This window comes from Methyloversatilis discipulorum (genome assembly GCF_018780585.1).
GTDB lineage: Bacteria > Pseudomonadota > Gammaproteobacteria > Burkholderiales > Rhodocyclaceae > Methyloversatilis > Methyloversatilis discipulorum_B.
This window is the reverse complement of the sequence record NZ_JADMJL010000019.1, coordinates 19290-43882: the sequence shown is the minus strand read 5'-3', so window position 1 is coordinate 43882 and position 24593 is coordinate 19290. Positions and strand designations below refer to the sequence as shown.

At 66.7% G+C, this 24593-nt stretch carries 15 protein-coding genes; 8 read left to right on the top strand and 7 right to left on the bottom strand.

What is annotated here, in order from left to right:
- Positions 1 to 408: 408 nt before the first annotated feature.
- A complete protein-coding gene (locus tag IV112_RS09475) occupies positions 409 to 1326 on the top strand; it encodes a crotonase/enoyl-CoA hydratase family protein (protein WP_304003189.1) in 918 nt (305 codons plus the stop codon).
- A 54-nt stretch (positions 1327 to 1380) separates the two neighbouring features.
- Here IV112_RS09475 and IV112_RS09470 read toward each other — a convergent pair whose 3' ends face one another.
- Both IV112_RS09470 and IV112_RS09465 read right to left on the bottom strand, forming a co-directional pair.
- Positions 1381 to 1977 carry a redoxin domain-containing protein gene (locus IV112_RS09470; protein ID WP_438362233.1) on the bottom strand — a complete coding sequence of 199 codons (597 nt, stop codon included), beginning with the start codon at positions 1975 to 1977 and terminating at the stop codon, positions 1381 to 1383.
- A 28-nt stretch (positions 1978 to 2005) separates the two neighbouring features.
- Positions 2006 to 4102: a protein-disulfide reductase DsbD family protein gene (locus IV112_RS09465; RefSeq protein ID WP_304003186.1), complete on the bottom strand. Its 2097-nt coding sequence runs from the start codon at positions 4100 to 4102 to the stop codon at positions 2006 to 2008.
- Positions 4103 to 4397: 295 nt separating this feature from the next.
- Between IV112_RS09465 and IV112_RS09460 the strand changes: the two genes are divergently transcribed.
- Entirely contained in the window at positions 4398 to 7049 is a 2652-nt protein-coding gene (locus tag IV112_RS09460) for a chemotaxis protein CheW (protein ID WP_304003183.1), read from the top strand.
- Positions 7050 to 7061: 12 nt separating this feature from the next.
- Here the strand turns inward: IV112_RS09460 and uvrB are convergent, their stop codons facing one another.
- Entirely contained in the window at positions 7062 to 9104 is a 2043-nt protein-coding gene (gene uvrB, locus IV112_RS09455) for an excinuclease ABC subunit UvrB (RefSeq protein WP_304003180.1), read from the bottom strand.
- Positions 9105 to 9274: 170 nt separating this feature from the next.
- Between uvrB and IV112_RS09450 the strand changes: the two genes are divergently transcribed.
- Positions 9275 to 10480 carry an aromatic amino acid transaminase gene (locus IV112_RS09450; RefSeq protein WP_304003178.1) on the top strand — a complete coding sequence of 402 codons (1206 nt, stop codon included), beginning with the start codon at positions 9275 to 9277 and terminating at the stop codon, positions 10478 to 10480.
- Between the two features lie 145 nt (positions 10481 to 10625).
- On the opposite strand, the gene gdhA is transcribed toward IV112_RS09450, so the two are convergent.
- On the bottom strand, positions 10626 to 11969 hold the full coding sequence (gene gdhA, locus IV112_RS09445; protein ID WP_304003176.1) for an NADP-specific glutamate dehydrogenase: 1344 nt from the start codon (positions 11967 to 11969) through the stop codon (positions 10626 to 10628).
- A gap of 271 nt (positions 11970 to 12240) precedes the next feature.
- Here gdhA and IV112_RS09440 point away from each other — a divergent pair, with 271 nt between their 5' ends.
- Positions 12241 to 13443, top strand: coding sequence for an ammonium transporter (locus IV112_RS09440; RefSeq protein WP_304003175.1), 1203 nt, complete (start codon positions 12241 to 12243; stop codon positions 13441 to 13443).
- A gap of 101 nt (positions 13444 to 13544) precedes the next feature.
- Positions 13545 to 14741, top strand: coding sequence for a phospholipase A (locus IV112_RS09435; protein WP_304003174.1), 1197 nt, complete (start codon positions 13545 to 13547; stop codon positions 14739 to 14741).
- Positions 14742 to 14953: 212 nt separating this feature from the next.
- Here IV112_RS09435 and IV112_RS09430 read toward each other — a convergent pair whose 3' ends face one another.
- Positions 14954 to 16966, bottom strand: a complete 2013-nt coding sequence (locus tag IV112_RS09430; RefSeq protein WP_304003173.1) for a cache domain-containing protein — start codon at positions 16964 to 16966, stop codon at positions 14954 to 14956.
- An 80-nt stretch (positions 16967 to 17046) separates the two neighbouring features.
- Here IV112_RS09430 and IV112_RS09425 point away from each other — a divergent pair, with 80 nt between their 5' ends.
- The gene (locus IV112_RS09425) at positions 17047 to 18237 is read left to right on the top strand and encodes an NAD(P)/FAD-dependent oxidoreductase (RefSeq protein ID WP_304003171.1); all 1191 of its coding nucleotides are present in this window, start codon (positions 17047 to 17049) and stop codon (positions 18235 to 18237) included.
- 16 nt (positions 18238 to 18253) lie between these two features.
- Here IV112_RS09425 and IV112_RS09420 read toward each other — a convergent pair whose 3' ends face one another.
- Together IV112_RS09420 and cysQ are read right to left on the bottom strand one after the other, a co-directional pair.
- A complete protein-coding gene (locus IV112_RS09420) occupies positions 18254 to 19984 on the bottom strand; it encodes an SLC13 family permease (protein WP_304003170.1) in 1731 nt (576 codons plus the stop codon).
- Positions 19985 to 19994: 10 nt separating this feature from the next.
- Positions 19995 to 20771: a 3'(2'),5'-bisphosphate nucleotidase CysQ gene (gene cysQ / locus IV112_RS09415; protein WP_304003168.1), complete on the bottom strand. Its 777-nt coding sequence runs from the start codon at positions 20769 to 20771 to the stop codon at positions 19995 to 19997.
- A 969-nt stretch (positions 20772 to 21740) separates the two neighbouring features.
- On the opposite strand from cysQ, the gene cysD reads away from it, so the two are divergent.
- Both cysD and cysN read left to right on the top strand, forming a co-directional pair.
- Positions 21741 to 22670, top strand: coding sequence for a sulfate adenylyltransferase subunit CysD (gene cysD / locus IV112_RS09410; RefSeq protein ID WP_051091718.1), 930 nt, complete (start codon positions 21741 to 21743; stop codon positions 22668 to 22670).
- Positions 22671 to 24581, top strand: a complete 1911-nt coding sequence (gene cysN, locus IV112_RS09405) for a sulfate adenylyltransferase subunit CysN (protein WP_304003166.1) — start codon at positions 22671 to 22673, stop codon at positions 24579 to 24581.
- Positions 24582 to 24593 lie beyond the last annotated feature (12 nt).

The following is a 24593-nucleotide window of genomic DNA, read 5'->3' as shown; positions in this document are numbered from 1 at the left end:
ACCGCATCACCCGGGAGCCCTCATCAGGCAAGGCAAGCAGCAGCCGCAGCCAGGGCCGTTCCGGCGAGGCGTACGACACCCTGCACGGGCCATCCACGAACCCGGCGCAGGGTGCAATCAAATTTTCAAGCAAAACTGTTCCGCCTTGTCGTAACATGCACTTACAGGGTCAGACTCTGTCTGGATTCGTGCACCAGACAGCAGGAAAAAAAGGCAGGAAAACTGCCTCTCCAATTCGCCTCAAGAGGCGATTGTTTTCAGCATGCTTAAAGTCGGACATGCCGACGGAGGCTGAAATGGATCTGTTGACCCCGCGCCATGGAGCAGGACGGCACCTGCCGTATCGCTCCGGAAAGAGTATCGACGCTGCCGCGCCTGCCCACGATGTATTTCGTATGGAGGCGTGCAATGCAGATCATTGATCGCACCCGTGCTCATCTGCACACGGTGCCGCTGCCCGGCATGGCCGCCAATGCGCCACGCCTGCTGTCCACACCTATCCTCACTTCGCGCTACGAGGCGGAAACGCGCGCCTTGTGGATGTATGCCCACCCGACCGGACGCCCCTGCTTCACGCCGGAGTTGCTGGCCGACGTCGTGGCGCAGCAGCAGGAGGTGGAACTGGCGCCGGGCACGGTGGATTTCTTCCTCAACTGCTCGGGCGTACCCGGCGTCTATAACCTCGGCGGCGATCTCGACCTGTTCCAGAAGCTGGTCGAGGCAGGCGACGAGGCCGGACTGATGCGCTACGCCGAAGCCTGCATCCGCGCCATCAACAACAACGTCGCCGGCCTGCATGCCGACGCGGTGTCGATGGCCGTGGTCCAGGGCGACGCGCTGGGTGGCGGTTTCGAGGCGGCGCTGTCCTGCCACGTGGTGATCGCCGAACGCGGCGCCAAGCTGGGCTTCCCGGAAATGATGTTCAACCTGTTTCCGGGCATGGGTGCCTACAGCCTGGTCGCGCGCAAGGCCGGCCCGCGCGTGGCGGAAGACCTGATCCTGAACGCGAAGGTACTGCCGGCCGAGAAGATGTACGAACTGGGGCTGGTCGATCACCTCGCCGAGCCGGGCCGCGGCGAATGGGTTGCGCGTGACGTGATGCGCTCGATGTCGTCCCAGCTCAAGGGTTTCCGCGCCTTCCAGCGCGCCAAGATGCACGCCTACGTGCGTCTGACCTACCAGGAACTGGAAGACGTGACGCGCGAATGGGTACGCGGCGCGATGAAACTCGACCGCAAGGACCTGCGCACGATGGAACGCCTGGTCAAGGCGCAGAACCGCATGCACGCAGCGAATCACCCGGGCACCGGCAGCGTCAGCGCCTGAGTGTTCCGACCGCCGGCCGGTGCGATGCACGCACCGGCCGGATCACCTTACGCCTCAGTTCGCGTACTTCACCGAGCAGCCATAGGGGCGCGTCTGCGCCTTGGCCACCGGTTTCCCCGCCAGTACCGCATCGATGGCCAGCCGTGCCAGCGGCTCGGCCTTCGGAATGTCGTTCACATCCGGCGAGGCGATGCTGTCGATACCACCCATATAGGCCAGCCGGCCGTCGGGCGCGATGACGTACATGTGCGGCGTTACCTGTGCAGCATAGGCACGACCGACCTTGCCTTCGTAATCGAGCAGGTAATGGGTTGGCACTGCCCCCTGCTCTTTCATCATGCGGTTCGCCGTCGGGCCGTCGACGTGGCCCTGGGTGCCGGGTGCCGAGCTGAGCACGGTGAGCCACACCGCCCCCTTCCCGGTCGCGTCCTTCTGCAGCGTCTGCATGCCGCCGCGATACCACTTCTGCACGTAGGGGCAACCGTGATTGGTCCATTCCATCACCACCGTCCTGCCGGCGAAATCGGACAGCTTCACGTTACGGCCATTGGAATCGACGGCGGTGAAGGCCGGCGCCGGCTCGCCGATACGCGGCGCGGCATGGACGGCGGCGGCAAGCAGCGTGCTGGCCAGCAGGCCTGAGCAAAGCATGGCTTTGATGGTCATCGACAAGGTCTCCTCATGAAGCGATGTGATCGAGCACGATCTGCGGCGTCAGTATCTGCGGCAGCACGACGCCCTCCCGGCCGGGCGCGTAATACACGTAGAGCGGCACGCCGTCGCGACCGTGCGACTGCAGGAAACGGGTGATGTCCGGGTCGGCGCGCGTCCAGTCGCCTTTCAGGTAGACGACGCCGCGGTCGGCGAAGGCACGCTGCACGACATCGGTCGACAGCGCCACCTTTTCGTTCATCAGACAGGTGACGCACCAGGCGGCCGTCATGTTCACGAACACCGGTCGGCCGGCGGCGCGCAGATCGGCCAGGCGCTGCGCCGAGTAGGCGCTTTCGGCCTGCTGCGCGACGGCCGCCGGCGCCACCGGCTCCGGTGTGCGCCCGAGCGCCAGCAGGCCGGCCAGCAGCACCAGTGCCGCCGCGCTGTGCCAGCCCAAGGGGCGCGCTGCACCGCGCTGCGCCACACCGAACAGCCAGGCCGCCAGCGCCACCAGCAGCAGCGCGGCCAGCACGTGCAGCACGCCATCGGCCCCGCTCTGCTGGCTGAGCACCCAGACCAGCCAGGCGGCCGCGCCGTACATCGGGAAGGCCAGCGCCTGCTTCAGTCGGTCCATCCAGGCGCCCGGTCTGGGCATGTGTGCAGCCGCCGCCGGAAAGAAGGCGAACAGCAGATAGGGCAGCGCCATGCCCAGTCCGAGCGCGACGAAGATGCCCACGGTCACCGGCGCCGGTGCGCCCAGCGCAGCCGCGATCGCCCCGCCCATGAAGGGCGCGGTGCAGGGCGTCGCGACCACCACCGCCAGCACGCCGGTGAAGAAGCTGCCCGCCAGCCCACCGCGCGAAGCCAGCGATTCGCCAGCCGATGCCAGCCGGGCACCGATGTCGAACACGCCGGACAGATTCAGCCCGATGCCGAACAGCAGCGTGGCCATGGCAGCGACGAACACCGGCGACTGGAACTGGAAGCCCCACCCGGCCTGGCTGCCGGCGGCGCGCAAGGCAAGCAGCAGTGCGGCCAGCAGCAGGAAGCTGGCGACCACGCCAGCGCAATAGGCGAGCGACTGCAGGCGCACCGCCGCAGCGCGGTCACCCCCCATCCTCGCGAACGACAAGGCCTTGATCGCCAGCACCGGGAACACGCAGGGCATCAGGTTCAGCAGCAGGCCGCCGGCGAAGGCGAACAGCAGCGGCCACAGCAGCCCCTCGTCGGCGGGCGCCGCGACCGGGCGCGCCGGTGCCGCAGGCGGCAGGGCATCGGCGGCCGCCAGGCTGAGCACCGGCGTACGTACCGGCGACTCGCCCGGCGTCGCCACCCACAGCGCCCGCTCGACGCCGTCGGCGCCGCGGACACGCAGCACGCCCTCGAGCGCCTTGGCCGGATCGAAGTCAGGGCCGGGCTTCAATGCGATGCGCGCCGCATCGCCTGCCGTGCTCAGGGTCTGGGCAGCGCCGTGCTCGACGCGCCCCCAGTCGGCCGGGAAGAAGTCGGCCGACTGCAGGCTGCCGGCGCCCGTCCCCTCCAGCGTCAGTACGCCCTGTGCATCGACCGTCGCGCGCCACTCGCTGCGCGTCGGCATCGCCGCGCGCGCCGCGTCGAACAGGGTCGCATCGGGGCTGTCCTGCGCGGTGCCAGCCGGCAGTTCGAGTCTGAACACCCCTTCTTCCGGAATGCAGATGTCCTTGCACACCAGCCAGTTCGCCTTCACCGACAAAGCGGCTGCGCCGGCGAAAGCCGGCGGCAGCGTCACGGTGAAGGGCAGCAGCACCTCGCCCTGATGGACGAAGGTGGTGATCGGTCCATCGACGTGGCGTTCCGGTGCCGGCCAGCTCACTTCGCCGAGCACGGAGCCCGCAGGCGCGAACACCTCGATGCGCGGTGCCTGGCCGGCATCGCCCGGATTCATCCAGTAGATGTGCCAGCCGGGCTGGAAGCGGAAGTGCAGACCGAGGCCGAGCGTCTGCCCGGGCGCGGCGACGTCGGTCGCCGACAGCAGCGCGACGGTTGCGCGCGGGCTGACCTGTGCCTCGCTGCGCGCGGCGTGCAACGCCGGCGCGGCGCTGGTCAGCGCAAGTACACAACAGAGATGACGAATGAAGGACATCGTGCGGAAGGTATGAATATCGTGCGAGCGCCGGGCGCCCGTTTGCTCGTCGCTCAGTCGACCACGATAGACGATGCCGGTTCGCTTCCATCGCCTCGCCTACGGCAGCGGCGACAAGGCCGGCGCGCTGCGTCCGGCAATAAGGCACTGCGTCACGGAAGAACGGGAGTTACGGCACTAACGATGCTCATGAATCCGCGCCCGGCGATCGTTATGACTTGGGTTGCAGAGCGAAAACAAGAAGCGGCGCCCTACGGGTGCGTCAGCACACGTCGCACATGAGGAGAGCCGAGCCATGGCCCAGTACAAGAACATCGAAGTCGATGCCGAGCTGGCGGGTGTCATCCGCCATATGGACAACGTCGAGGAGTACCGCGAACTGTTGCGTAACCTGCAGTCGGTCTGGGACAACCTGACCATGCTGGGCCAGCTGTCCGGCACCGGCACCGACATGAGCGGCACCCGGCACGCTTTCGCCGAACTGACCGGCACGCTGCTGAACCAGCTCGGCCACGAGGAACTGCGCACCTGCCGGCAGGACATGTCGGCCAAGGCGCAGGTCGCGATCGACATCCTGGTGCGCAACCTGTTCGAGCGCACCGCCGACATCGGTTTCCTCGCCTGCGACGCCGACATCCGGCAGTTCATCGGCAAGGTGCGTGAATGCGCCGGAAACGTGCTGCTGGCGCGCGACCTGGCCGCCGCGCGGACGCAACTGCGCGCGCGCTTCGCCGAATACGCGGCGAAGTACACGGTGTATTCAGACATCGTGCTGACCGACACCGAAGGCCACATCCTGCTGCGGCTTGACGACGCGACGGCACCGGCACAGTCGCACGACGCGCTGATCGCCGACGCCCTGGCGACCGACGCCGGCTACGTGGAAACCTTCCGCGCCATCGACTTCCTTCCGACGCAGACACAGTCGCTGGTCTATTCCTGCCGCGTCTGCGACGACGCGGGCGGGGCAATCGGCGTACTGAGCCTGGTATTCCGCTTCGACGACGAGATGCAGCGCATCTTCGACGGCCTGCTGACGGCCGCCGACTGGGCGGTCATCCTGGTCGTCGACGCCGACCACCGGGTGATCGCCAGTTCGGACCGCTTCCACGTTCCGCTCGGTGCCCGTCTGCCCTGCTCCGATGGTCCGGAGGTCCAGCGGCTGCGCTTCGCCGCGCGCGAATACCTCGCCATGCGCTGCCCGAGCCGCGGTTATCAGGGCTATGCCGGCCCCGGCTGGTGCGGGCTGGTGATGCTGCCGGTCGAGCACGCGTTCGCACGCGAAGCGGCCGCGCCGCTGCGCGCGCTGGGCGACGAGGTACGCAGCGCCATCATGTCCAGCCCGACACTGTTCTCCGAACAACTGCGGCGCATCCCGGAACAGGCCGATCGCATCCAGCGCACGCTGAATCGCTCGGTATGGAACGGCAACGTCCGGCAGAGCAGTTCGCAGCGTGCGCTGAACCCGGCCTTCTCGAAAATCCTGCTGTGGGAGATCAGCAATACCGGCGACCGCACACGCGACGTGTTCGAGCGCTCCATCGCCAACCTGCACGAAACCGTGGTGTCGGCCATCCTGCACGACAGCCGCTTCGCCGCGTCGCTGGCCATCGACATCCTCGACCGCAATCTGTACGAGCGCGCCAATGACTGCCGCTGGTGGGCGCTCACCTCGGTGTTCCGCGAGGTGCTTGCGGCGCCGGTCGACGAGGCGGGCCGACAGCGCGTCACCGAGGTGCTGCGCTACATCCACTCGCTCTACACCGTCTACGCCAATCTGCTGGTGTTCGACACGCAAGGCGTGGTTGTCGCCGAATCGGGTTCGACCGTCGGCGGCGCATCATGGAGCGGGCGCGCGCCGGCCGAAGACTGGGTACGCCGGACGCTTGCGCTGGACGACTCCCAGGCCTGGGCAGTGTCCGCCTTCGCGCCGAGCGCGCTGTACGGCAACGCGCCCACCTATATATATGGTGCAGCGCTGCGCGCGCCGTCGGCCGGCGACGAGAAGGCGGCAGTCATCGGCGGCGTCGGTATCGTGTTCGACAGCGCGCCGCAACTGCTCGCCATGCTGCGCGACTGCCTGCCGCGCGGCGCCGACGGCGCGGTCCGCAACGGCTGCTTCGCGGCCTTCATCGACGCCGACGCACAGGTGATCGCCTGCACCGACGAGCGCTGGCGCCCCGGTCACCGCCCGCCGGAGGCCGTCGAGGCACTGGCGCTGGCCGACGACGGCAGCGGCGTGCTGCGCATCGACGATCAGTACTTCGCGGTCGGCGTGGCGAACTCGCACGGCTACCGTGAGTACGGCAGCGGCGCGAACGCCGCCCGCACACGCGTCAGCGCACTGGTGTTCATGCCCCTGTGCGCGGTCGCCGTGCAGTCCGCTACGGCGAGCTGCACGGCGCCGTCGATCCGCGGCGACGCGAGCAGCGACGACACGGTGGAAATCGCCACCTTCCGCGTCGGCCGGAACTGGTTCGGGCTGCGCACCGAAAAAGTCATCGAGGCGGTCGATGCGGCCGGTCTGACCGGCGTGCCCGGTGCCGGTGAAACGATGGCCGGCTATCTGATGCACGACGGCGTGCCGATCGCCGTGTTCGATATCGCCAGCATGCTGCACGACGACGAAGCGCTCCCGTCGGCACCCGACGACTCGACGCGGCAGGTACTGGTGCTGCGCCGCGACGACGATACCCGCATCGGCATACTGGCCGACGCGCTGGGCGACATTCCGGAAGTTTCGACCGCCCGCCTGCGCCCCATACCGGCGATGCTGGCCGGCGGCAATGTGCTGGGTGAATCGGTGCTGGGCGGCAGCGGCGACGGCGACGAAGCGCTGCTGCTGGTGCTCGGCGTCGAACGCATCGTCAATCGCCTCGCCGGTGGGAGCACTCCGCCGGCCCCGGCCATTCCGCTGCCGCGACGCGAAGCGGCGGCCGGTCGCTGAGACCGTGCCCGCTCAGGCGACGCCGAAAGCGCCGCTGCGCAGCTTGAACAGCCGGTCGCGCGCCTCGGCCGCCTTTTCGAACTCCAGGTTCTTCGCGTGCTCGACCATTTCCTTTTCGAGCTTCTTGATTTCCCGCGCCAGATCCTTCTCGCTCATCGCCTCGAAACGTGCGTGTTCCTCGGCCACCATCAGTTCGCGCGCGACCTCTTCCTGGTCGTAAACGCCGTCGATGATGTCCTTGATCCGCTTGACCACGCCCTTCGGCGTGATGCCGTGCGCCGCGTTGTGCGCGATCTGCTTGGCGCGCCGCCGCTCGGTTTCGGCGATGGCGCGCTTCATCGATTCGGTCATGTTGTCGGCGTACAGGATGGCCGTGCCGTGCAGATGTCGTGCCGCCCTGCCTATGGTCTGGATCAGGCTGCGCTCCGAACGCAGGAAGCCCTCCTTGTCGGCGTCGAGGATGGCGACCAGCGACACCTCGGGGATGTCCAGGCCTTCGCGCAGCAGGTTGATGCCCACCAGCACGTCGAATTCGCCCAGCCGCAGGTCGCGGATGATTTCGACGCGCTCGACCGTGTCGATGTCCGAGTGCAGATAGCGCACGCGCACGCCGTTTTCGCTGAAGTAGTCGGTCAGGTCCTCGGCCAGTCGCTTGGTGAGCACGGTCACCAGCACCCGCTCGGACGCCTCGACCCGCTTGCGGATCTCGCCCAGCAGGTCGTCCACCTGCGTTGACGCCGGGCGGATATCGACCACCGGGTCGACCAGGCCGGTCGGCCGCACCACCTGCTCCACCACCTGACCCTGGTTGGCCGCCTCGTAGGCGGACGGCGTGGCGGACACGAACACGGTCTGCGGCATCAGCTTCTCGAATTCGTCGAATTTGAGCGGCCGGTTGTCCAGCGCCGACGGCAGGCGGAAGCCGAAGTCGACCAGATTCGTCTTGCGCGCCATGTCGCCTTTGTACATGCCGCCGATCTGCGGAATGGTCACGTGCGACTCGTCGATGAACATCAGAGCGTCCGGCGGCAGGTAGTCGATCAGCGTCGGCGGCGGCTCGCCCGGCTGGCGGCCCGACAGGTGGCGCGAGTAGTTCTCGATGCCCTTGCAGAAGCCCAGTTCGTTCAGCATTTCGAGATCGAAACGGGTGCGCTGTTCGATGCGCTGCGCCTCGACCAGCTTGTGCTGGCTGACGAATTCCTTCGAGCGCATTTCCAGCTCGGTCTTGATCGCGTCGATCGCGCGCAGCACGGTGGCGCGCGGCGTCACGTAGTGGCTGGACGGATAGACGGTGAAGCGGCCGATGCGGCTGCGCACCTGGCCGGTCAGCGGGTCGAACAGCGACAGTTCCTCGATCTGGTCGTCGAACAGCGACACGCGCAGCGCGTTCTCGGCGTGTTCGGCCGGGAAGATGTCGATCACGTCGCCGCGCACGCGGAAGGTGCCGCGCTTGAAGTCGGTGTCGTTGCGCTGGTACTGCATCTGCACCAGCCGGGCGATGATGTCGCGCTGATGCAGCGTGCCGCCTTCGCGCAGGTGCAGGATCATCGCGTGGTAATCCACCGGGTCGCCGATACCGTAGATCGACGACACGCTGGCGACGATGACCACGTCGCGCCGCTCCATCAGGCTCTTGGTCGCCGACAGCCGCATCTGTTCGATGTGCTCGTTGATCGCGCTGTCCTTCTCGATGAACAGGTCCTTCGACGGCACGTAGGCTTCAGGCTGGTAGTAGTCGTAGTAACTGACGAAGTACTCGACCGCGTTTTCCGGGAAGAACTCGCGGAATTCGGAATACAGCTGGGCGGCCAGCGTCTTGTTCGGCGCCATCACGATGGCCGGGCGACCGGTGCGCGCGATCACGTTGGCCATCGTGAAGGTCTTGCCCGAACCGGTCACGCCGAGCAGGGTCTGGAACATGAGCCCGTCGTCGATGCCCTCGACCAGTTTGGCGATGGCGCCCGGCTGATCGCCGGCCGGCGGGAAGGGCTGGTGCAGCCGGTAGGGGCTGTTGTCAAAGGTTAACAAGGCGGGTGCGGCGACAGTTTCCGACATGGTAGAATTTTGCGTTGCACAAATCGTTTGCAGCCTGATGACCGCGCGACTTCGGCGGCGTTCGGGCAAAGGCAGACATTAGCGCGATTGTTGTCCGTTTTTCGACCTATCTTTAATAGCACGACGCACCGCCCGTACCGGGCAAACCAACCCTGCACACCGGAGCACGCATGAACCCGTCCGTTTTCTCGTCCGTCGAGATGGCCCCGCGCGACCCCATCCTGGGCCTGACCGAAGCCTTCAACGCTGATACCCGCACCACCAAGGTGAATCTGGGCGTGGGCGTGTACTACGACGACGCGGGCAAGCTGCCGCTGCTGCGCGCGGTGCGTACCGCCGAAGAGGCGCGCATGAAGAATGCGCCGCCGCGCGGCTACCAGCCGATCGAAGGTGCGCCGGCGTACAACAAGGCGGTGCAGGACCTGCTGTTCGGGCAGGGCGCCGCCCTGACCGCCGACGGCCGCGTGGTCACCGCCCAGGCCCTGGGCGGCACCGGCGCGCTGAAGATCGGTGCCGACTTCCTGAAGCGTCTGCTGCCGCAGGCCAAGGTGTACATCAGCGACCCGAGCTGGGAAAACCACCGTGCGCTGTTCGAAGCCGCCGGCTTCGAAGTCGATGTCTATCCGTACTTCGACGCCGACACCCGCGGCGTGCGCTTCGACGCGATGATGGCCCACCTGAAGGCGCTGCCGGCCAACCAGATCGTGCTGCTGCACGCCTGCTGCCACAACCCGACCGGTGCCGATCTGACCGACGCCCAGTGGGGCGAAGTGGTCGAGGTGTGCAAGTCGCGCAACCTGGTGCCCTTCCTCGACATGGCCTACCAGGGCTTCGCCGACGGCATCGACCAGGACGCCGTGGCGGTGCGCCAGTTCGTGCAGTCCGGCCTGAGCTTCGTCATTTCCAGCTCGTTCTCGAAGTCCTTCTCGCTTTACGGCGAGCGCGTCGGCGCGCTGTCCATCGTGACCGCGTCGAAGGACGAGTCGGCGCGCGTTCTGAGCCAGCTCAAGCGCACCATCCGCACCAACTACTCGAACCCGCCGACCCACGGCGGCGCCGTCGTCGCCTCTGTTCTCGCCACGCCGGAACTGCGCACCATGTGGGAAGAGGAACTCGGCGAAATGCGTGAGCGCATCCGTGCCATGCGCACCGGCCTGGTCGACAAGCTGTCGGCCCGCGGTGTCGCCCGCGACTTCTCCTTCGTCGTGCGCCAGCGCGGCATGTTCAGCTACACCGGCCTGACCGTGGCCCAGGTCGATCGCCTGCGCGACGAATTCGGCATCTACGCGGTCAGCACCGGCCGCATCTGCCTGGCCGCGCTGAACTCGAAGAACATCGATTACGTGGCCGATTCGCTGGCGATCATCCTGAAGTAATCGGGACGCCGCCGCAGACAAAAAGCCCACTCCTCGGAGTGGGCTTTTTGTTGGCCAGGATGCACGGCAACGCGTCGTTGCAGCACCCCGGCCGATGTCGCGAGCACCGCTCTCCCGCACGGCGGCGCCGAGCGGGAGAGATCCGTCAGACCACGCCCTGCCCCAGCATGGCCTCGGCCACCTTGACGAAGCCGGCGACGTTGGCGCCGTCGAGGTAGCTGACGCGCCCGTCCTTGCGCTTGCCGTACTGCAGGCAGGCACCGTGGATGCCCTGCATGATGTGCAGCAGACGGGTATCGACCTCGTCGCGGGTCCAGCTCATGCGGACCGCGTTCTGGCTCATTTCCAGACCCGAGGTCGCGACGCCGCCGGCATTCGACGCCTTGCCCGGCGCGTACAGCACGCCCGCCGCCTCGAATGCCTTGGCCGCTTCGATGGTCGACGGCATGTTGGCGCCCTCGGCCACGCAACGGACACCGTTGGCGATCAGTGTGCGCGCGTCGCTCTCGTCCAGTTCGTTCTGCGTCGCGCACGGCAGCGCGACATCGACCGGCACCCGCCACGGCCGCATGTTCGCCTCGAAAGCCACGCCCACCCTCTTCGCGTAGTCGCTGACGCGGCCGTACTGCACGTTCTTCACGTCCATCAGGATGGCCAGCTTCTCCGGCGTGAAGCCGTCCTCGTCGATCACCGTGCCGCCGGAGTCGGATACCGTCACCACCTTGGCGCCGAGCGCCATCGCCTTTTCCACGGCGTACTGCGCCACATTGCCCGAGCCGGACACGGCGACGCGCAGGCCGGCCATCGAATGGCCGGCGTGGCACAGCATTTCCTCGGCGAAGTAGACGGTGCCGTAGCCGGTCGCTTCCGGGCGGATCAGCGAACCGCCGAAGCTCAGGCCCTTGCCGGTGAACACGCAGTCCGCACGATTGGACAGCTTCTTCATCATGCCCGCCATGTAGCCGACCTCACGACCGCCGACACCGATGTCGCCGGCCGGCACGTCGGTATCCGAGCCGATATGGCGGAACAGTTCGGACACGAAAGCCTGGCAGAAACGCATGACTTCGCCCTGGCTGCGCCCCTTCGGATCGAAGTCCGAGCCGCCCTTGCCGCCGCCCATCGGCAGCGTGGTAAGCGCGTTCTTGAAGGTTTGCTCGAAGGCCAGGAACTTCAGGATGGACAGGTTCACCGACGGGTGGAAACGGATGCCGCCCTTGTAGGGGCCGATGGCCGAGCTGTGCTGGATGCGATAGCCGCGATTCACCTGCACCTCGCCCTTGTCGTCCACCCAGCTGACACGGAACATGATCACCCGCTCGGGTTCAACCAGCCGCTCGAGCAAAGCCTGTTCGGCGTAACGCGGATGCGCCTCGATGAAGGGCCACAGGCTTTCCATCACTTCGGTGACGGCTTGCATGAATTCCGGTTGACCCGGATTGCGCGCCTCGACGACGCTCACGAACGACTTGAAATTGCTGTACTTCAACGCTGTCTCCTGAATCACGCACTAAGGCTGTCTTGCACCACAGCAGGGCATTTTGATCGAATTTGTTTCAGCAAGCACACTTTTAGTGCCCGAAAACACGCCACGCCCCGACACAGTGCGCTCCACGACCGACCGATGAGCATTGCCGGCAGCACGGCCTGGTGCGACTTTCCGGATCACGCTCAATCATCGTGCATCGACTGTCATCGGACCGACACATTCTGGTGCGCTCCTTGCTAAACGCACCGCGATTGTGATTTCCGGAGCCCTCATGGACAGTTTCAAGACCTCGGCCGACGTGTTGTTCATCCTGCTCGGCGCCATCATGGTGCTGGCGATGCACGCCGGCTTCGCCTTCCTCGAAGTCGGTACGGTGCGACGCAAGAACCAGGTGAACGCCCTGGTGAAGATTCTGGTCGATTTCTGCGTATCGACGCTGGTGTATTTCTTCATCGGCTACGGCATTGCCTACGGCGTGCATTTCTTCGGCAGTGCAGCGTCGCTCACCCAGTCGAGTGGTTACGACCTGGTGAAGTTCTTCTTCCTGCTCACCTTCGCCGCCGCGATACCCGCCATCGTGTCCGGTGGCATCGCCGAACGCGCGCGCTTCTGGCCGCAGGTGATGGCGACCGCGCTGATCGTCGGCCTGCTCTATCCGCTGTTCGAAGGCATGGTGTGGAACGCCAACTTCGGTTTCCAGAACTGGCTTGAAACGCAGTTCGGCGCCCCTTTCCATGACTTCGCCGGCTCGGTGGTGGTGCATGCGTTCGGCGGCTGGGTCGCGCTCGCCGCCGTGCTGCTGCTCGGCGCACGGCGCGGCCGCTACTCAGGCGACGGCGGCATCTCTGCCCACCCGCCGTCGAGCATTCCCTTTCTCGCGCTGGGCGCATGGATCCTGACCGTCGGCTGGTTCGGCTTCAACGTCATGAGCGCACAGAAGCTGGAAGCGGTGAATGGCCTGGTCGCCGTCAATTCGCTGATGGCCATGGTCGGCGGCACGCTGGTGGCGCTGGTGGCCGGCCGCAACGACCCGGGCTTCGTGCATAACGGCCCGCTTGCAGGACTGGTCGCGGTCTGCGCCGGCTCGGACCTGATGCACCCGCTCGGTGCGCTGGCCACCGGTGCGGTCGCCGGCGGCCTGTTCGTACTGATGTTCACGCTGACGCAGAACCGCTGGAAGATCGACGACGTGCTCGGCGTGTGGCCGCTGCACGGTCTGTGCGGTGCCTGGGGCGGCATCGCAGCCGGTCTGTTCGGGCTGGAAGCGCTCGGCGGTCTCGGCTCGGTCACCTTCATGACGCAACTGGTCGGTACCGTCGCCGGCGTTGCCATTGCGCTGGCAGGCGGCTTCGTCATCTACGGCACGATCCGCGTCTTCGTCGGCCTCCGGCTCGACGCGGAACAGGAATTCGAAGGCGCCGACCTCGCGATCCATCGCATCAGCGCGTCGCCGGAACGGGAAACGCTGTGGTGAGCACCCGGTAGGACGGCGCCTGCGCGTGGTCGGTCCATGCCGACAGCGCAAGCGGGCGGCGGCAAGGCAGAATCGCGGGCAGTCCACCCTGGAGCTTCGCCATGATCCGCCCGCGCCACGCCGCGTCTTCCCGTCGATCCGCACCACTGCTTGCGCTGCTCGGCGCGCTGCTCGCAGCGCCCGCACAGGCCGACCTGTTGCTCGCCACGCGGCAGACCGTGATCGACCCCGGTCTGCCGCTCACGCTCACCGTCGTATCAACCGCCAGCGAAGCGCTGCCCGACGAACTGAAGGCGCGCATCATCGTCGGCGCCCGCGCCGCCGACGTGACGCTGCGGGCGACCGCGCCGGCACAGGGCGGTCGCCGTGATTACTCGGCAGTATTCCCGACCGATCTCGAAGGCACCGGTCGCCTGGAACTGACGTCGGCCGCGTCGAGCGTGCTGCTGGTGCAGCTCAGACCGGCACCACTGGCCGCCGGCGCCGTCGCGATCACGACACCCGGCGCCACACGTCCCGCCGCGCCCGAAGACCAGGACGCCGAACCGGCGGGCGTGGTCAACTTGGGCCGCAATCGCATCGGTCTGGGGACGCACGAACCGGTCTACTTCGTCGCCGGCTCGCGCGGCGACACCACGGCGCGCTTCCAGCTGTCGTTCAAGTACCGCATCTTCGACCCGGAAGGCTGGGCGACCGAACTGCCGCTGGGCGAACTGCTGACCGGCCTGCACTTCGGCTACACCCAGACCTCGACCTGGGACTGGAGCGGCGACTCCAAACCCTTCCGCGACACCACCTACAAACCCAGCTTCTTCTACGAGTTCGGCCCTTACCGGCAGATCGGCTCGCGTCACACTGTGAGCGCCCAGGCGGGTTACGAACACCAGTCGAACGGCCGCGACGGCAGCGAATCGCGCTCGATCGACACCCTGTTCGTGAAACCGTCCTGGCGCTGGGACATAGACCACAACACGCACATCGGCGCCTCGGTGAAGCTGTTCGACTACACCGACCGCGACCCGACCAACCGCGACATTTCGAAGTACCGCGGCTACGCGCTGGTCGGCCTGGAAGTCGGCAATGACGACGGCTGGCTGCTGAAGGCCGAAAGCTATCCGGGCGACCAGGGCTCACTGCAGCTCGACCTGTCCTACCGCCTGAAGCGCCGCCTGCTGGCGGACGCCGGCGCTGGCGGCTTCCTGCACTTCCAGTACTTCAATGGCTACGGGGAGGGCCTGATCGACTACAACCGCAGCGGTCCGGCGCAGTTCCGGGTCGGATTTTCCATCGTGCGCTGACGCGTCGGCACGGGGCGGATCGCTGGCGTCCTTCTGTTGTCGGCCGACGGCGGCGGGGACAGGGGTCGGCGCTGGATCAACAGCCCAGTCGCGGTCGGAAGACCGCTCCCACAGAACCACGCCAGAGCAGCCGCCCGAGCGAAGGTTCAGTGGGAGCGCGCTTGCTCGCGATTGCGGCCTGCATCGAAGCCCGCTGCATCGCGACGCCGCCCCTACGCGTGCGCCGGCCCCTCGGCGCCGCGGAACTGCGGTTCCGCCAGCAGGTGCACGCTGAAGCAGGTGCCCTCGCCCGGCGTGCTGGTGACCGTGATGGTGCCGCCATAGCGCTCGATCAGTCCGAGCGACACCGACAGCCCGAGGCCTGTGCCTTCAGAGCGCTTCGTGGTGAAGAAGGGGTCAAACACGCGACCGATGTGCTCGGGCGCGATGCCGTGGCCGGTGTCGCGCACGTCTATCCGTGCGCCCGCCGGATCTGCGCTGTCGCGCGTCGCCAGCGTCAGCGTGCCGCCGTCGGGCATCGCGTGCAGCGCATTGACGATGAGATTCACCAGCACCTGCTGCAATTCGTCGCGATTGATGCGCACGCGTGTCGTCGCCGCGGTATCGAACACGATGTCGACGCCGGACTTGCGCGCCTGGTGCTGCACCAGCGGCAGCGTGTCGTGCAGCAGCGTGGCGGTGTCCAGCTCGTCCACATAGCCTGCGAACTCGCCCGGCCGCGCGTACTGCAGCAGCTTGGTCACGATGACGCGGATGCGGTTGATCTGTTCGTCGAGCAGGCGGACTTCGGTTTTCACCGTATTGCCGGCCGGGCCGAGCAAGGCGCGCATCAGGTCGAGATTGCCCTGCATCACGGCGATCGGATTGTTGATCTCGTGCGCCACACCGGCAGTGAGCTGGCCGATCGCCGCCAGCTTTTCCGAGCGCACCAGCTGGCGCTGCGCCTCGCGCAGTTCGGCGGTGCGTTCGACCACCTTCTGGTCCAGTTCGGCGTTGAGCTGCTTCAGTTCGGCTTCGCGCGCGGCCACCGTATCGAGCAGCGTATCGAGGTGACTGGCCAGACGGGCGATTTCTTCACCCCCTTCGACGGCACCGGTGCGCGCCGACGCGTCGCCCTTCTCAACCGCACCGATGGTGGCGTCCATCCGCTCGATCGGCCGGAAGATGCTGCGCGCGCCGCGCAGCGACAGCACGACGCCGGTGGCCATGATGAGCGCGAACAGGCCGATCAGCGCCGCCAGGATGTTCTGCTTCACTTCGCGGAAGGGTGCTTCGAGAAAGCCGACGTAGAGCATGCCGATGCGGCGGTCGTCGCCATCGACCACCGGTTCGTAGCCCGACACATACCAGTCGTTCACGACGAAGGCGCGGTCCAGCCAGCGTTCGCCGTTGTCGAGCACGCGATGGCGCACCGCCGACGACACGCGCGTGCCGAGCGCGCGGTCGCCGCCGAACATGCGCACATTGGTGGCAATGCGCACGTCGTCGAGAAAGAGCGTGGCGGTGCCGCGCGAGCCCAGCGGCAATGCGCCGTCGTTGTAGACGAGGTCGTTGATGGTGTCGACGAAGTCGAGGTTGCGGTTCAGCAGCTGACCGCCTTCGAGCACGCCGATCTGTTCGCCCCGCGCGTCGAGTATCGGCACGGCGATGTGGATGACCATGCCGCGGTCTTCCTCGCTGCGCGGGTCGGGCCGGGCGTTGGTGGTCGGCACGATGGCAAGACGGGCACGTTCGAGCAGCGGCGGGCCGATCGCGTCGAGCCGGGCAGCGTCAAACACCGACAGCGCAACCCGGGCCTCGCCTTCGAGCGCGCCGCGCACCACCGGCCAGTCAGCGCGCGCCTCACCGGGCTTCGCGCCGTTCGATGCTGCACGCACTTGCCCCTGGCGATCGAGCACATAGAGGTAGTCGAAGTGCTGCGAACCGGCCTGTGCGGCCAGCAGCGTACCGAGCCTGACCGGGTTGTCGAGCACGCTGCGCAGCCGGCCCGATGCGGCCAGCCCGGCGATCGCCTGCTTCTGGCCGTCGAGCACGCGGTCGAAATACTGGCGGGCGATGGTCAGTTCGGCATTCACCTTGTAGATGAGCAACTGGTCGTAGGCCGAATTGCCCCAGTGCACGACCAGCCCGATCAGCAGCGGCAGCATCAGCAGCGGCGGCGCCAGCACCAGCATGACCAGCCGGGTGCGCACCGAACCGCGGCGCAAGGAATGAATGAATCGCATCCGGCGATGCTACTTCAGGCCCCGGGTTTGCGCTGCCGCCCGCTACACTCGCGCCTTTCGTCCTTCCGCCCTCCCCGTCCATGCATGTCGACGTGATCGTGATCGGCGCCGGCGCGGCCGGCCTGATGTGTGCCGCTACCGCGGGAAGCCGCGGCCGGAGCGTGCTGCTGATCGACCACTACCCGAAGCTGGCCGAGAAGATCCGCATTTCCGGCGGCGGCCGCTGCAATTTCACCAATCGCGATCTGCGGCCGGACTGTTTCCTGTCGCAGAACCCGCATTTCTGCCGCTCGGCGCTGTCGCGCTACACGCCGCGCGATTTCGTCGCGCTGGTCGAACGGCACGGCGTCAGCTATCACGAGAAGACGCTGGGCCAGCTGTTCTGCGACGACAGTTCGCAGCAGATCATCGATCTGCTGAAGGACGAGTGCGACGCTGGCGGCGTGCGCTGGCAACAGCCTTCAGCGGTAGCGGGCGTCACGCGCGAAGGTGATCTGTTCCGCGTCGACACCGACCAAGGGGCGCGCTTCGCCGCCTCGCTGGTGATCGCCACCGGTGGGCTCACCGTGCCCAAGATCGGCGCCACCCCCTTCGGTTACAAGGTGGCCGAGCAGTTCGGCCTCAAGGTGGTCCCGCCCAAGCCGGCACTGGTGCCGCTGGCGCTGGACCCGGAGTGGCTGGCGCGCTTCGGCGAACTGTCCGGCGCCTCCTTCGATTCGATCGCCTCCTGCGACGGCCCGGAATTCCGCGAACAGACCCTGCTCACCCACCGCGGCCTGTCCGGCCCGGCCATCCTGCAGGCTTCGAGCTATTGGCAGCAGGCGGGTGGCCGCGAGCCGGTGCGCATCGACCTGCTGCCGGACGTGGACGACGTGGAGAGCTGGTTGCAATCGGCACGTGCTGGCCGGCAGACACTGGCTGGGCTGCTGGCGGAACACCTGCCGAAGCGCTTCGCCCAGCAGTGGGTGGATTTCGAAGGCGGCGGCCGATGGGACAGCGCGCTGGTCGAGTTGCCGCGCGCCGCGCTGGCCGACGTCGCGGCCAAGCTCAAAGGCTGGGCGCTGCATCCGTCGGGCACGCTGGGCTACAACAAGGCGGAAGTGACGCTGGGCGGCGTGGACACGCGCGAGCTCGACCAGAAGACGATGGCTGCCCGGCGCGTACCTGGCCTGCACTTCGTCGGCGAGGTGGTCGACGTGACCGGCTGGCTGGGCGGCTACAACTTCCAGTGGGCCTGGTCGTCCGGCTGGTGTGCCGGTCAGGCCGCCTGAGCGCGCCCGCTGCGCTTCAGCGGACGAACGGGAAGAACACCGGCACCAGCAGCAGCACGGTCGCGCCATAGGCAAGGGTGATCGGCAGGCCCATGCGGACGAAATCCAGCATGCGGTAGCGCCCGGGCGAATACACCATCAGATGGGTCTGGTAGCCGAAAGGGATCAGGAAGCCGGCGCTGGCGCCATACAGCACCGCCATCACGAAGGGCATCGGATCGGCGTCGAAGGCACGCGCGGTCGACAGCGCGATCGGAAAGGCCAACGCCGCAGCGGCGTTATTGGTCACCAGTTCGGTCAGGATGACCGTCAGCAGGTAGATGCCGATGAAGGCGCCGACCACGCCGTGGCCGTCGTACAGCGCGCGCAACGCGCCGGTCATCAGTTCCGCGGCGCCGCTGTTTTCCAGTACCTGGGCGATGGCCAGCGACGAGCCTATGGTCAGTACCAGGTCGAACGGGAAGCGGCGCCGCATTTCGCCCAAGGTCAGCAGGCCGCTGACGACCAGCCCTCCGAGCAGCAGAAGCAGGCCGGTGAACAGCGGCACGATCTCCAGCCCCGACAGCGCAATCACCGCCGCGAAGGCGCCCAGCGTGAGCCGGCTCTGCAGCGGCGTCAGGCGCGGCCGCACCGTGCCGCCAACCAGGTGGAAGTTGCGGTCGATGTTGCGGTGGTTCGCGAAATCGGGGCCGACCGCCAGCAGCAGGCTGTCGCCGACGTGCAGCGGCACGCGCCCGAGCTGGCCGGTCAGGCGCTTGTCGCCGCGGCGTATGCCGACCACGCCGGCGTCGAACATGGTGCGAAAATCGACTTCCCGCAGCGTCTTGTTCGCCAGTTCGGACTGGCTGGACACGACCACTTCGAGAAGGTTGGAGCGCAGCAGCGAATCCGCCTCGACGCCGAACACCTGCAGGCCGTCGAAGCGCTGCAGCGCGGCCATCTTGTCCACTTCGCCGGTGAAGATGAGCACATCGCCGGATTCGATTACCTCGGTCGGTGCGACCGGGGAGATGAGCCTGCCCTCGCGCATGATTTCAAGCAGGAACAGGCCTTCGAGATTGCGCAGCCTGTTCTGTTCGATGCTGCGGCCGATCAGCGACGACGCCGGCTCGACCCGCGCCTCGAGGAAATAGGCCTGCTGCAGTTCGCGGTCGTTCGCGGCATGCCGGGGCAGCAGACGCACGCTCAGCGCCAGCACAGCCACACAGACCAGCGCCACCGGCACGCCGACCCAGCTCGGGTCGAACATGCCCAGCGGCTTCATGCCGGCATTCACCATCAACGAACTGACCACCAGATTGGTCGAGGTACCGACCAGCGTGGTGACGCCACCGACAATGGCGGCGAAGGACAGCGGGATGAGCAGCAGCGAGGCCGGGTGATGACGCTGCTTGGTCACCACGCCGAGCAGCGCCCCCACCACCGCCGTGTTGTTCAGAAAGGCGGAAAACAGCGTGGTGACCGAGGTGAAGCGCACCACCGCCCAGCCGGGCGAGCCGCGCAGCAGCCGGTCGGACACGCGCTCCAGTATTGGCGAGCGCTCGATCACCAGCGACACCAGCAGCAGCATCACCAGCATGGCCAGCGCCGGATTGGTGTAACTGGCCAGCCAGGCCTTCTGGTCGAGCAGACCGGCCAGGTAGTAACAGGTGGCCAGGCCGGCGAACAGCGGTGCCGGCGCGATGCGGCCATGCACCAGTAGCGCCAACAACAGCCCGATGGAGGCGAGAACCAGCCAGGCAGTCATGAGCGGAGACTCAGGCGCCCAGCCCCCAGGCGGCGAAGTGCGGGTTGGCGAAATCCGGTTTGCCGTAGCTGAACGGCGAACCGTCGACCTGCTCGATGCGGCCACCCGCGGCCACCAGCACCGCGTGACCGGCGGCAATGTCCCATTCCATCGTGCGACCGAGGCGCGGATAGACGTCGGCTTCGCCGGCCGCGACCAGACAGATCTTCAGCGATGAGCCGGCGTTGCGCAGGTCTGCCACCGTGCGCCCTGCGAGGTAGGCCTCGAGCGCGGCCGCGTCGCCGTGCGAACGGCTGGCCACCACCGTGAGCCCTTCGCCTGGCGGCACGCGGCAGCGGATTTCGCGCGCGCCGTCGGCGTCCTCCAGCCAGGCGCCGACACCGGCGATGCCAGAGAACAGGCGGCCCAGCGCCGGCGCCAGCACGACGCCCAGCACCGGCTGGCCGTTCTCGATCAGGGCGACGTTGACTGTGAACTCGCCGTTGCGGTTGATAAACTCTTTCGTGCCATCCAGTGGATCGACCAGCCAGAACGGTGCGCCGTCCGCCGGCCGCTGACCGGCTTCGGTGGACTCTTCGGACACGATGAAAATGTCCGGCGTCAGCGCCTTCAAGCGCGCAACGATGACCTCGTCAGCCTTCTTGTCGGCTTGCGTCACGGGCGAATTGTCCGACTTATCAGTCACTTCGAAATCCGTCGCATAGACATCCATCACGCACTTGCCCGCATCCCGGACGATGTCCAGCAGCGCCGCGTGCAAGGTCTTCAGTTCGGCGACGTCCTTCATGTTTTCTCCTGACAAGCCACGGTGTCCGTCGGTTTAACGGCCACTAAATAATTAATGCACATTATCTGCGCACTGAATGCTTGTACTCTACATGACGGATGACAACCCTGTCCGTGAAGAATGGACGCTAGAAACCTGCCTGCCGAAGAGTTGAACGAACGCCGCCGCGAAGCCGTCAGGCTGCGCCTGGCCGGCATGACCGTGGCCGCGGTATCGGCCGCGGTGCGCCTGAGCGCGCCAACGGTCATCGCTGCCCACAAGGCCTATCTGGCTGGCGGATGGGATGCGGTGCTGCTGCGCCGTCGCGGCCGCAGTGCCGGCAGCGGCCGCAAGCTCGACGCCTCGGTCGAGCGCAGACTGCTGACCGCCATGGTCGGACACACCCCGGATGCGCTCGGCCTGCCGCAGCGTCTGTGGAGCGACGAGGCGATTGCGGCGTGGTTCGTGCAGCAAGGTCTGCCGGTGCCGCCGCGGCGCAGCCTGGGTCGCTACCGCGCCGGCTGGGGCCTGCAGCCCGCGTTGTCCGACGACGACGACCGGCAGCTGCACGCGCTGATGAAATCGGTCGCGCACGACCACGACCCCTTCTGGTGCGGCTCCCTGCCCGGTACCGCCGCCGAGCACCGTCACTGGCTCCTGTTCGCACGTGGCAGCCGCGGCCAGTTGCACTGGTCGGCATGCCAGAACCCACCGGATACCGACGACTGGACGCGCTTCTGGCAGCGTCTCGCCGCCGAACGGAAGCGGCCGGTGCATCTGTTGCTGAGCGGCCTGACGCTGACGCCGGGCGGTGAACTGGATCGCTGGATGTCGGCGCAGACGCCGCCGTTAAGCTGGACCGCGCTGCCGATGTCGCCGACCGTGACGCCCGCCGCAGCCCAGTCCTCGAATCCGCCGCCCGCCGTGACGCGCTCGAACGCGCACGTCGCGGCGGCACCCCATCATTCCGCGATCAAACCGAGAGCGCCCATGCAGACCACACCCGAAGCGATCGATCCCGACACCCTGACCCACCTGCAGCGGCTGGAAGCCGAGAGCATCCACATCATGCGCGAGGTGGTGGCCGAAGCCGAAAACCCGGTCATGCTCTACTCGATCGGCAAGGACAGCGCGGTCATGCTGCACCTTGCGATGAAGGCCTTCTACCCGGCCGTGCCGCCCTTTCCGCTGCTGCACGTGGACACCACCTGGAAGTTCAAGGCGATGTACCAGTTCCGCGACGAGATGGCGAAGAAGCTGGGCATGGACCTCATCGTGCACATCAACCAGGAAGGCGTCGCCAAGGGCATCAACCCGTTCACGCACGGCTCCGCCATCCACACCGACATCATGAAGACCGAGGCGCTGAAACAGGCGCTGGACAAGTACGGTTTCGACGTCGCTTTCGGCGGCGCCCGCCGCGACGAGGAAAAATCGCGCGCCAAGGAACGCGTGTTCTCCTTCCGCACAGCGCAGCACCGCTGGGACCCGAAGAACCAGCGGCCAGAACTGTGGAACCTCTATAACGCGCGCAAGCACAAGGGCGAATCGATCCGCGCCTTCCCGATCTCGAACTGGACCGAGCTCGACATCTGGCAGTACATCTATCTGCAGAACATTCCCATCGTGCCGCTCTACTTCTCGGCGCCGCGCCCGGTCGTCGAGCGCGACGGCACGCTGATCATGGTGGACGACGAGCGCATGCCGCTGCGCGCTGGCGAAGTGCCGCAGATGAAGAGCGTGCGTTTCCGCACCCTGGGCTGCTATCCGCTGACCGGCGCGGTCGAGTCGAATGCATCGTCGCTGACCGAAATCATCCAGGAAATGCTGCTCACGAAGACTTCGGAGCGCCAGGGCCGCGTGATCGACCACGATTCGGCCGGTTCGATGGAAAAGAAGAAGCAAGAGGGTTATTTCTAAATGGCACACGTATCCGACCTCATCGCGCAGGACATCGGCGCCTACCTGAAGCAGCACGAGCACAAGAGCCTGCTGCGCTTCATCACCTGCGGCAGCGTCGATGACGGCAAGAGCACGCTGATCGGCCGCCTGCTGTACGAATCGAAAATGCTGTTCGAGGACCAGCTGGCCGCGCTCGAAGCCGACTCGAAGAAGGTGGGCACACAGGGCGGCGACCTCGACTTCGCGCTGCTGGTCGACGGCCTGGCCGCGGAGCGCGAACAGGGCATCACGATCGACGTCGCCTACCGCTTCTTCTCGACCGACCGGCGCAAGTTCATCGTCGCCGACACGCCGGGCCACGAGCAGTACACGCGTAACATGGTCACCGGCGCCTCGACCGCCGATCTGGCCATCATCCTGGTCGACGCCCGTCACGGCGTGCAGACGCAGACCCGCCGCCACAGCTTCCTGGTGTCGCTGATCGGCATCAAGCGCGTCGTCGTCGCCATCAACAAGATGGACCTGGTCGGCTATTCCGAGGCCACCTTCCGCCGCATCCTCGACGACTACCGCGCCTTCGCCGCCCAGCTGGGCCTGGAGGACATCGTCGCGATACCGATGTCCGCGCTGAAGGGCGACAACATCACGTCACAGAGCGAACAGATGGGCTGGTACCACGGCCCGACGTTGATGGGCTATCTGGAAACCGTCGAGGTCGACCAGAAGCGCCGGCTGAAGGGTCCCTTCCGCCTGCCGGTGCAGTGGGTGAACCGCCCCAATCTCGATTTCCGCGGCTTCGCCGGCACCATCGCCAGCGGCGTGATCGAACCGGGCGCAGCCATCCGCGTGCAGCCGTCGGGCCGCACCAGCACGATCAAGCGCATCGTCACCGCCGACGGCGACCTGCCCCGTGCCATCGCCGGTCAGTCGGTCACGCTGGTGCTGGAGGACGAGGTCGACATTTCCCGCGGCGACGTGATTTCGCACAAGGACACGCCAGCAGAAGTGGCCGACCAGTTCGAAGCCACGCTGGTGTGGATGCAGGACGAGCCGATGATGCCCGGCCGCGCCTACCTGATGAAGATCGGTACGCGCACGGTCACTGCCACGGTCACCGACATCAAGCACAAGGTGAACGTGAACACGCTGGAGCATCTGGCGGCCAAACAGCTCGCGCTGAACGAGATCGCGCAGGTGAAGCTCAGCATCGACCGGCCGATCGCCTTCGACCCCTACGAATCGGTACGCGAAACCGGTGGCTTCATCCTGATCGACCGCATCAGCAACGCCACCATAGGCGCCGGCATGCTGCGCTTCGCGCTGCGCCGCTCGCACAACATCCACATGCAGCACGTCGATGTGGACAAGGCAACCCGCGGCGCGATGAAGGGCCAGAAACCCTGCGTGCTGTGGTTCACCGGCCTGTCCGGCGCGGGCAAATCGACGCTCGCCAACCAGCTCGAAAAGCGATTGAACGCGCTCGGCCGTCACACTTATCTGCTCGACGGCGACAACGTGCGGCACGGCCTGAACAAGGATCTGGGCTTCACCGAAGCGGACCGCGTCGAGAACATCCGTCGCGTCGCCGAAGTGGCCAAGCTGATGGTGGACGCCGGTCTCATCGTGCTTACCGCCTTCATCTCGCCCTTCCGCTCCGAACGCCGCATGGCGCGCGGTCTGCTGGAGGACGGCGAATTCATCGAAATCTTTGTCGACACGCCGATCGCGGTGGCCGAGGAGCGCGACCCGAAGGGGCTGTACAAGAAGGCGCGACGCGGCGAGATCAAGAACTTCACCGGTATCGACTCGCCCTACGAAGCACCGGAGAACGCGGAGATCCGCATCGACACCAGCGGCCGCGACATCGAACAGACGGTCGATGAAATGATGCAGCGCCTGCGCGATCTGGGCATCCTGATCGACGCGTGACAGGCGCGGTCG

What these genes read in the sequence shown, in the direction of transcription:
- IV112_RS09475 (WP_304003189.1), top strand. Translation starts at nt 409, where the DNA reads ATGCAGATCATTGATCGCACCCGTGCTCATCTGCACACGGTGCCGCTG.
- IV112_RS09470 (WP_438362233.1), bottom strand. Translation starts at nt 1,977, where the DNA reads ATGCTTTGCTCAGGCCTGCTGGCCAGCACGCTGCTTGCCGCCGCCGTC.
- IV112_RS09465 (WP_304003186.1), bottom strand. Translation starts at nt 4,102, where the DNA reads ATGTCCTTCATTCGTCATCTCTGTTGTGTACTTGCGCTGACCAGCGCC.
- IV112_RS09460 (WP_304003183.1), top strand. Translation starts at nt 4,398, where the DNA reads ATGGCCCAGTACAAGAACATCGAAGTCGATGCCGAGCTGGCGGGTGTC.
- uvrB (WP_304003180.1), bottom strand. Translation starts at nt 9,104, where the DNA reads ATGTCGGAAACTGTCGCCGCACCCGCCTTGTTAACCTTTGACAACAGC.
- IV112_RS09450 (WP_304003178.1), top strand. Translation starts at nt 9,275, where the DNA reads ATGAACCCGTCCGTTTTCTCGTCCGTCGAGATGGCCCCGCGCGACCCC.
- IV112_RS09440 (WP_304003175.1), top strand. Translation starts at nt 12,241, where the DNA reads ATGGACAGTTTCAAGACCTCGGCCGACGTGTTGTTCATCCTGCTCGGC.
- IV112_RS09435 (WP_304003174.1), top strand. Translation starts at nt 13,545, where the DNA reads ATGATCCGCCCGCGCCACGCCGCGTCTTCCCGTCGATCCGCACCACTG.
- IV112_RS09430 (WP_304003173.1), bottom strand. Translation starts at nt 16,966, where the DNA reads ATGCGATTCATTCATTCCTTGCGCCGCGGTTCGGTGCGCACCCGGCTG.
- IV112_RS09425 (WP_304003171.1), top strand. Translation starts at nt 17,047, where the DNA reads ATGCATGTCGACGTGATCGTGATCGGCGCCGGCGCGGCCGGCCTGATG.
- IV112_RS09420 (WP_304003170.1), bottom strand. Translation starts at nt 19,984, where the DNA reads ATGACTGCCTGGCTGGTTCTCGCCTCCATCGGGCTGTTGTTGGCGCTA.
- cysQ (WP_304003168.1), bottom strand. Translation starts at nt 20,771, where the DNA reads ATGAAGGACGTCGCCGAACTGAAGACCTTGCACGCGGCGCTGCTGGAC.
- cysD (WP_051091718.1), top strand. Translation starts at nt 21,741, where the DNA reads ATGCAGACCACACCCGAAGCGATCGATCCCGACACCCTGACCCACCTG.
- cysN (WP_304003166.1), top strand. Translation starts at nt 22,671, where the DNA reads ATGGCACACGTATCCGACCTCATCGCGCAGGACATCGGCGCCTACCTG.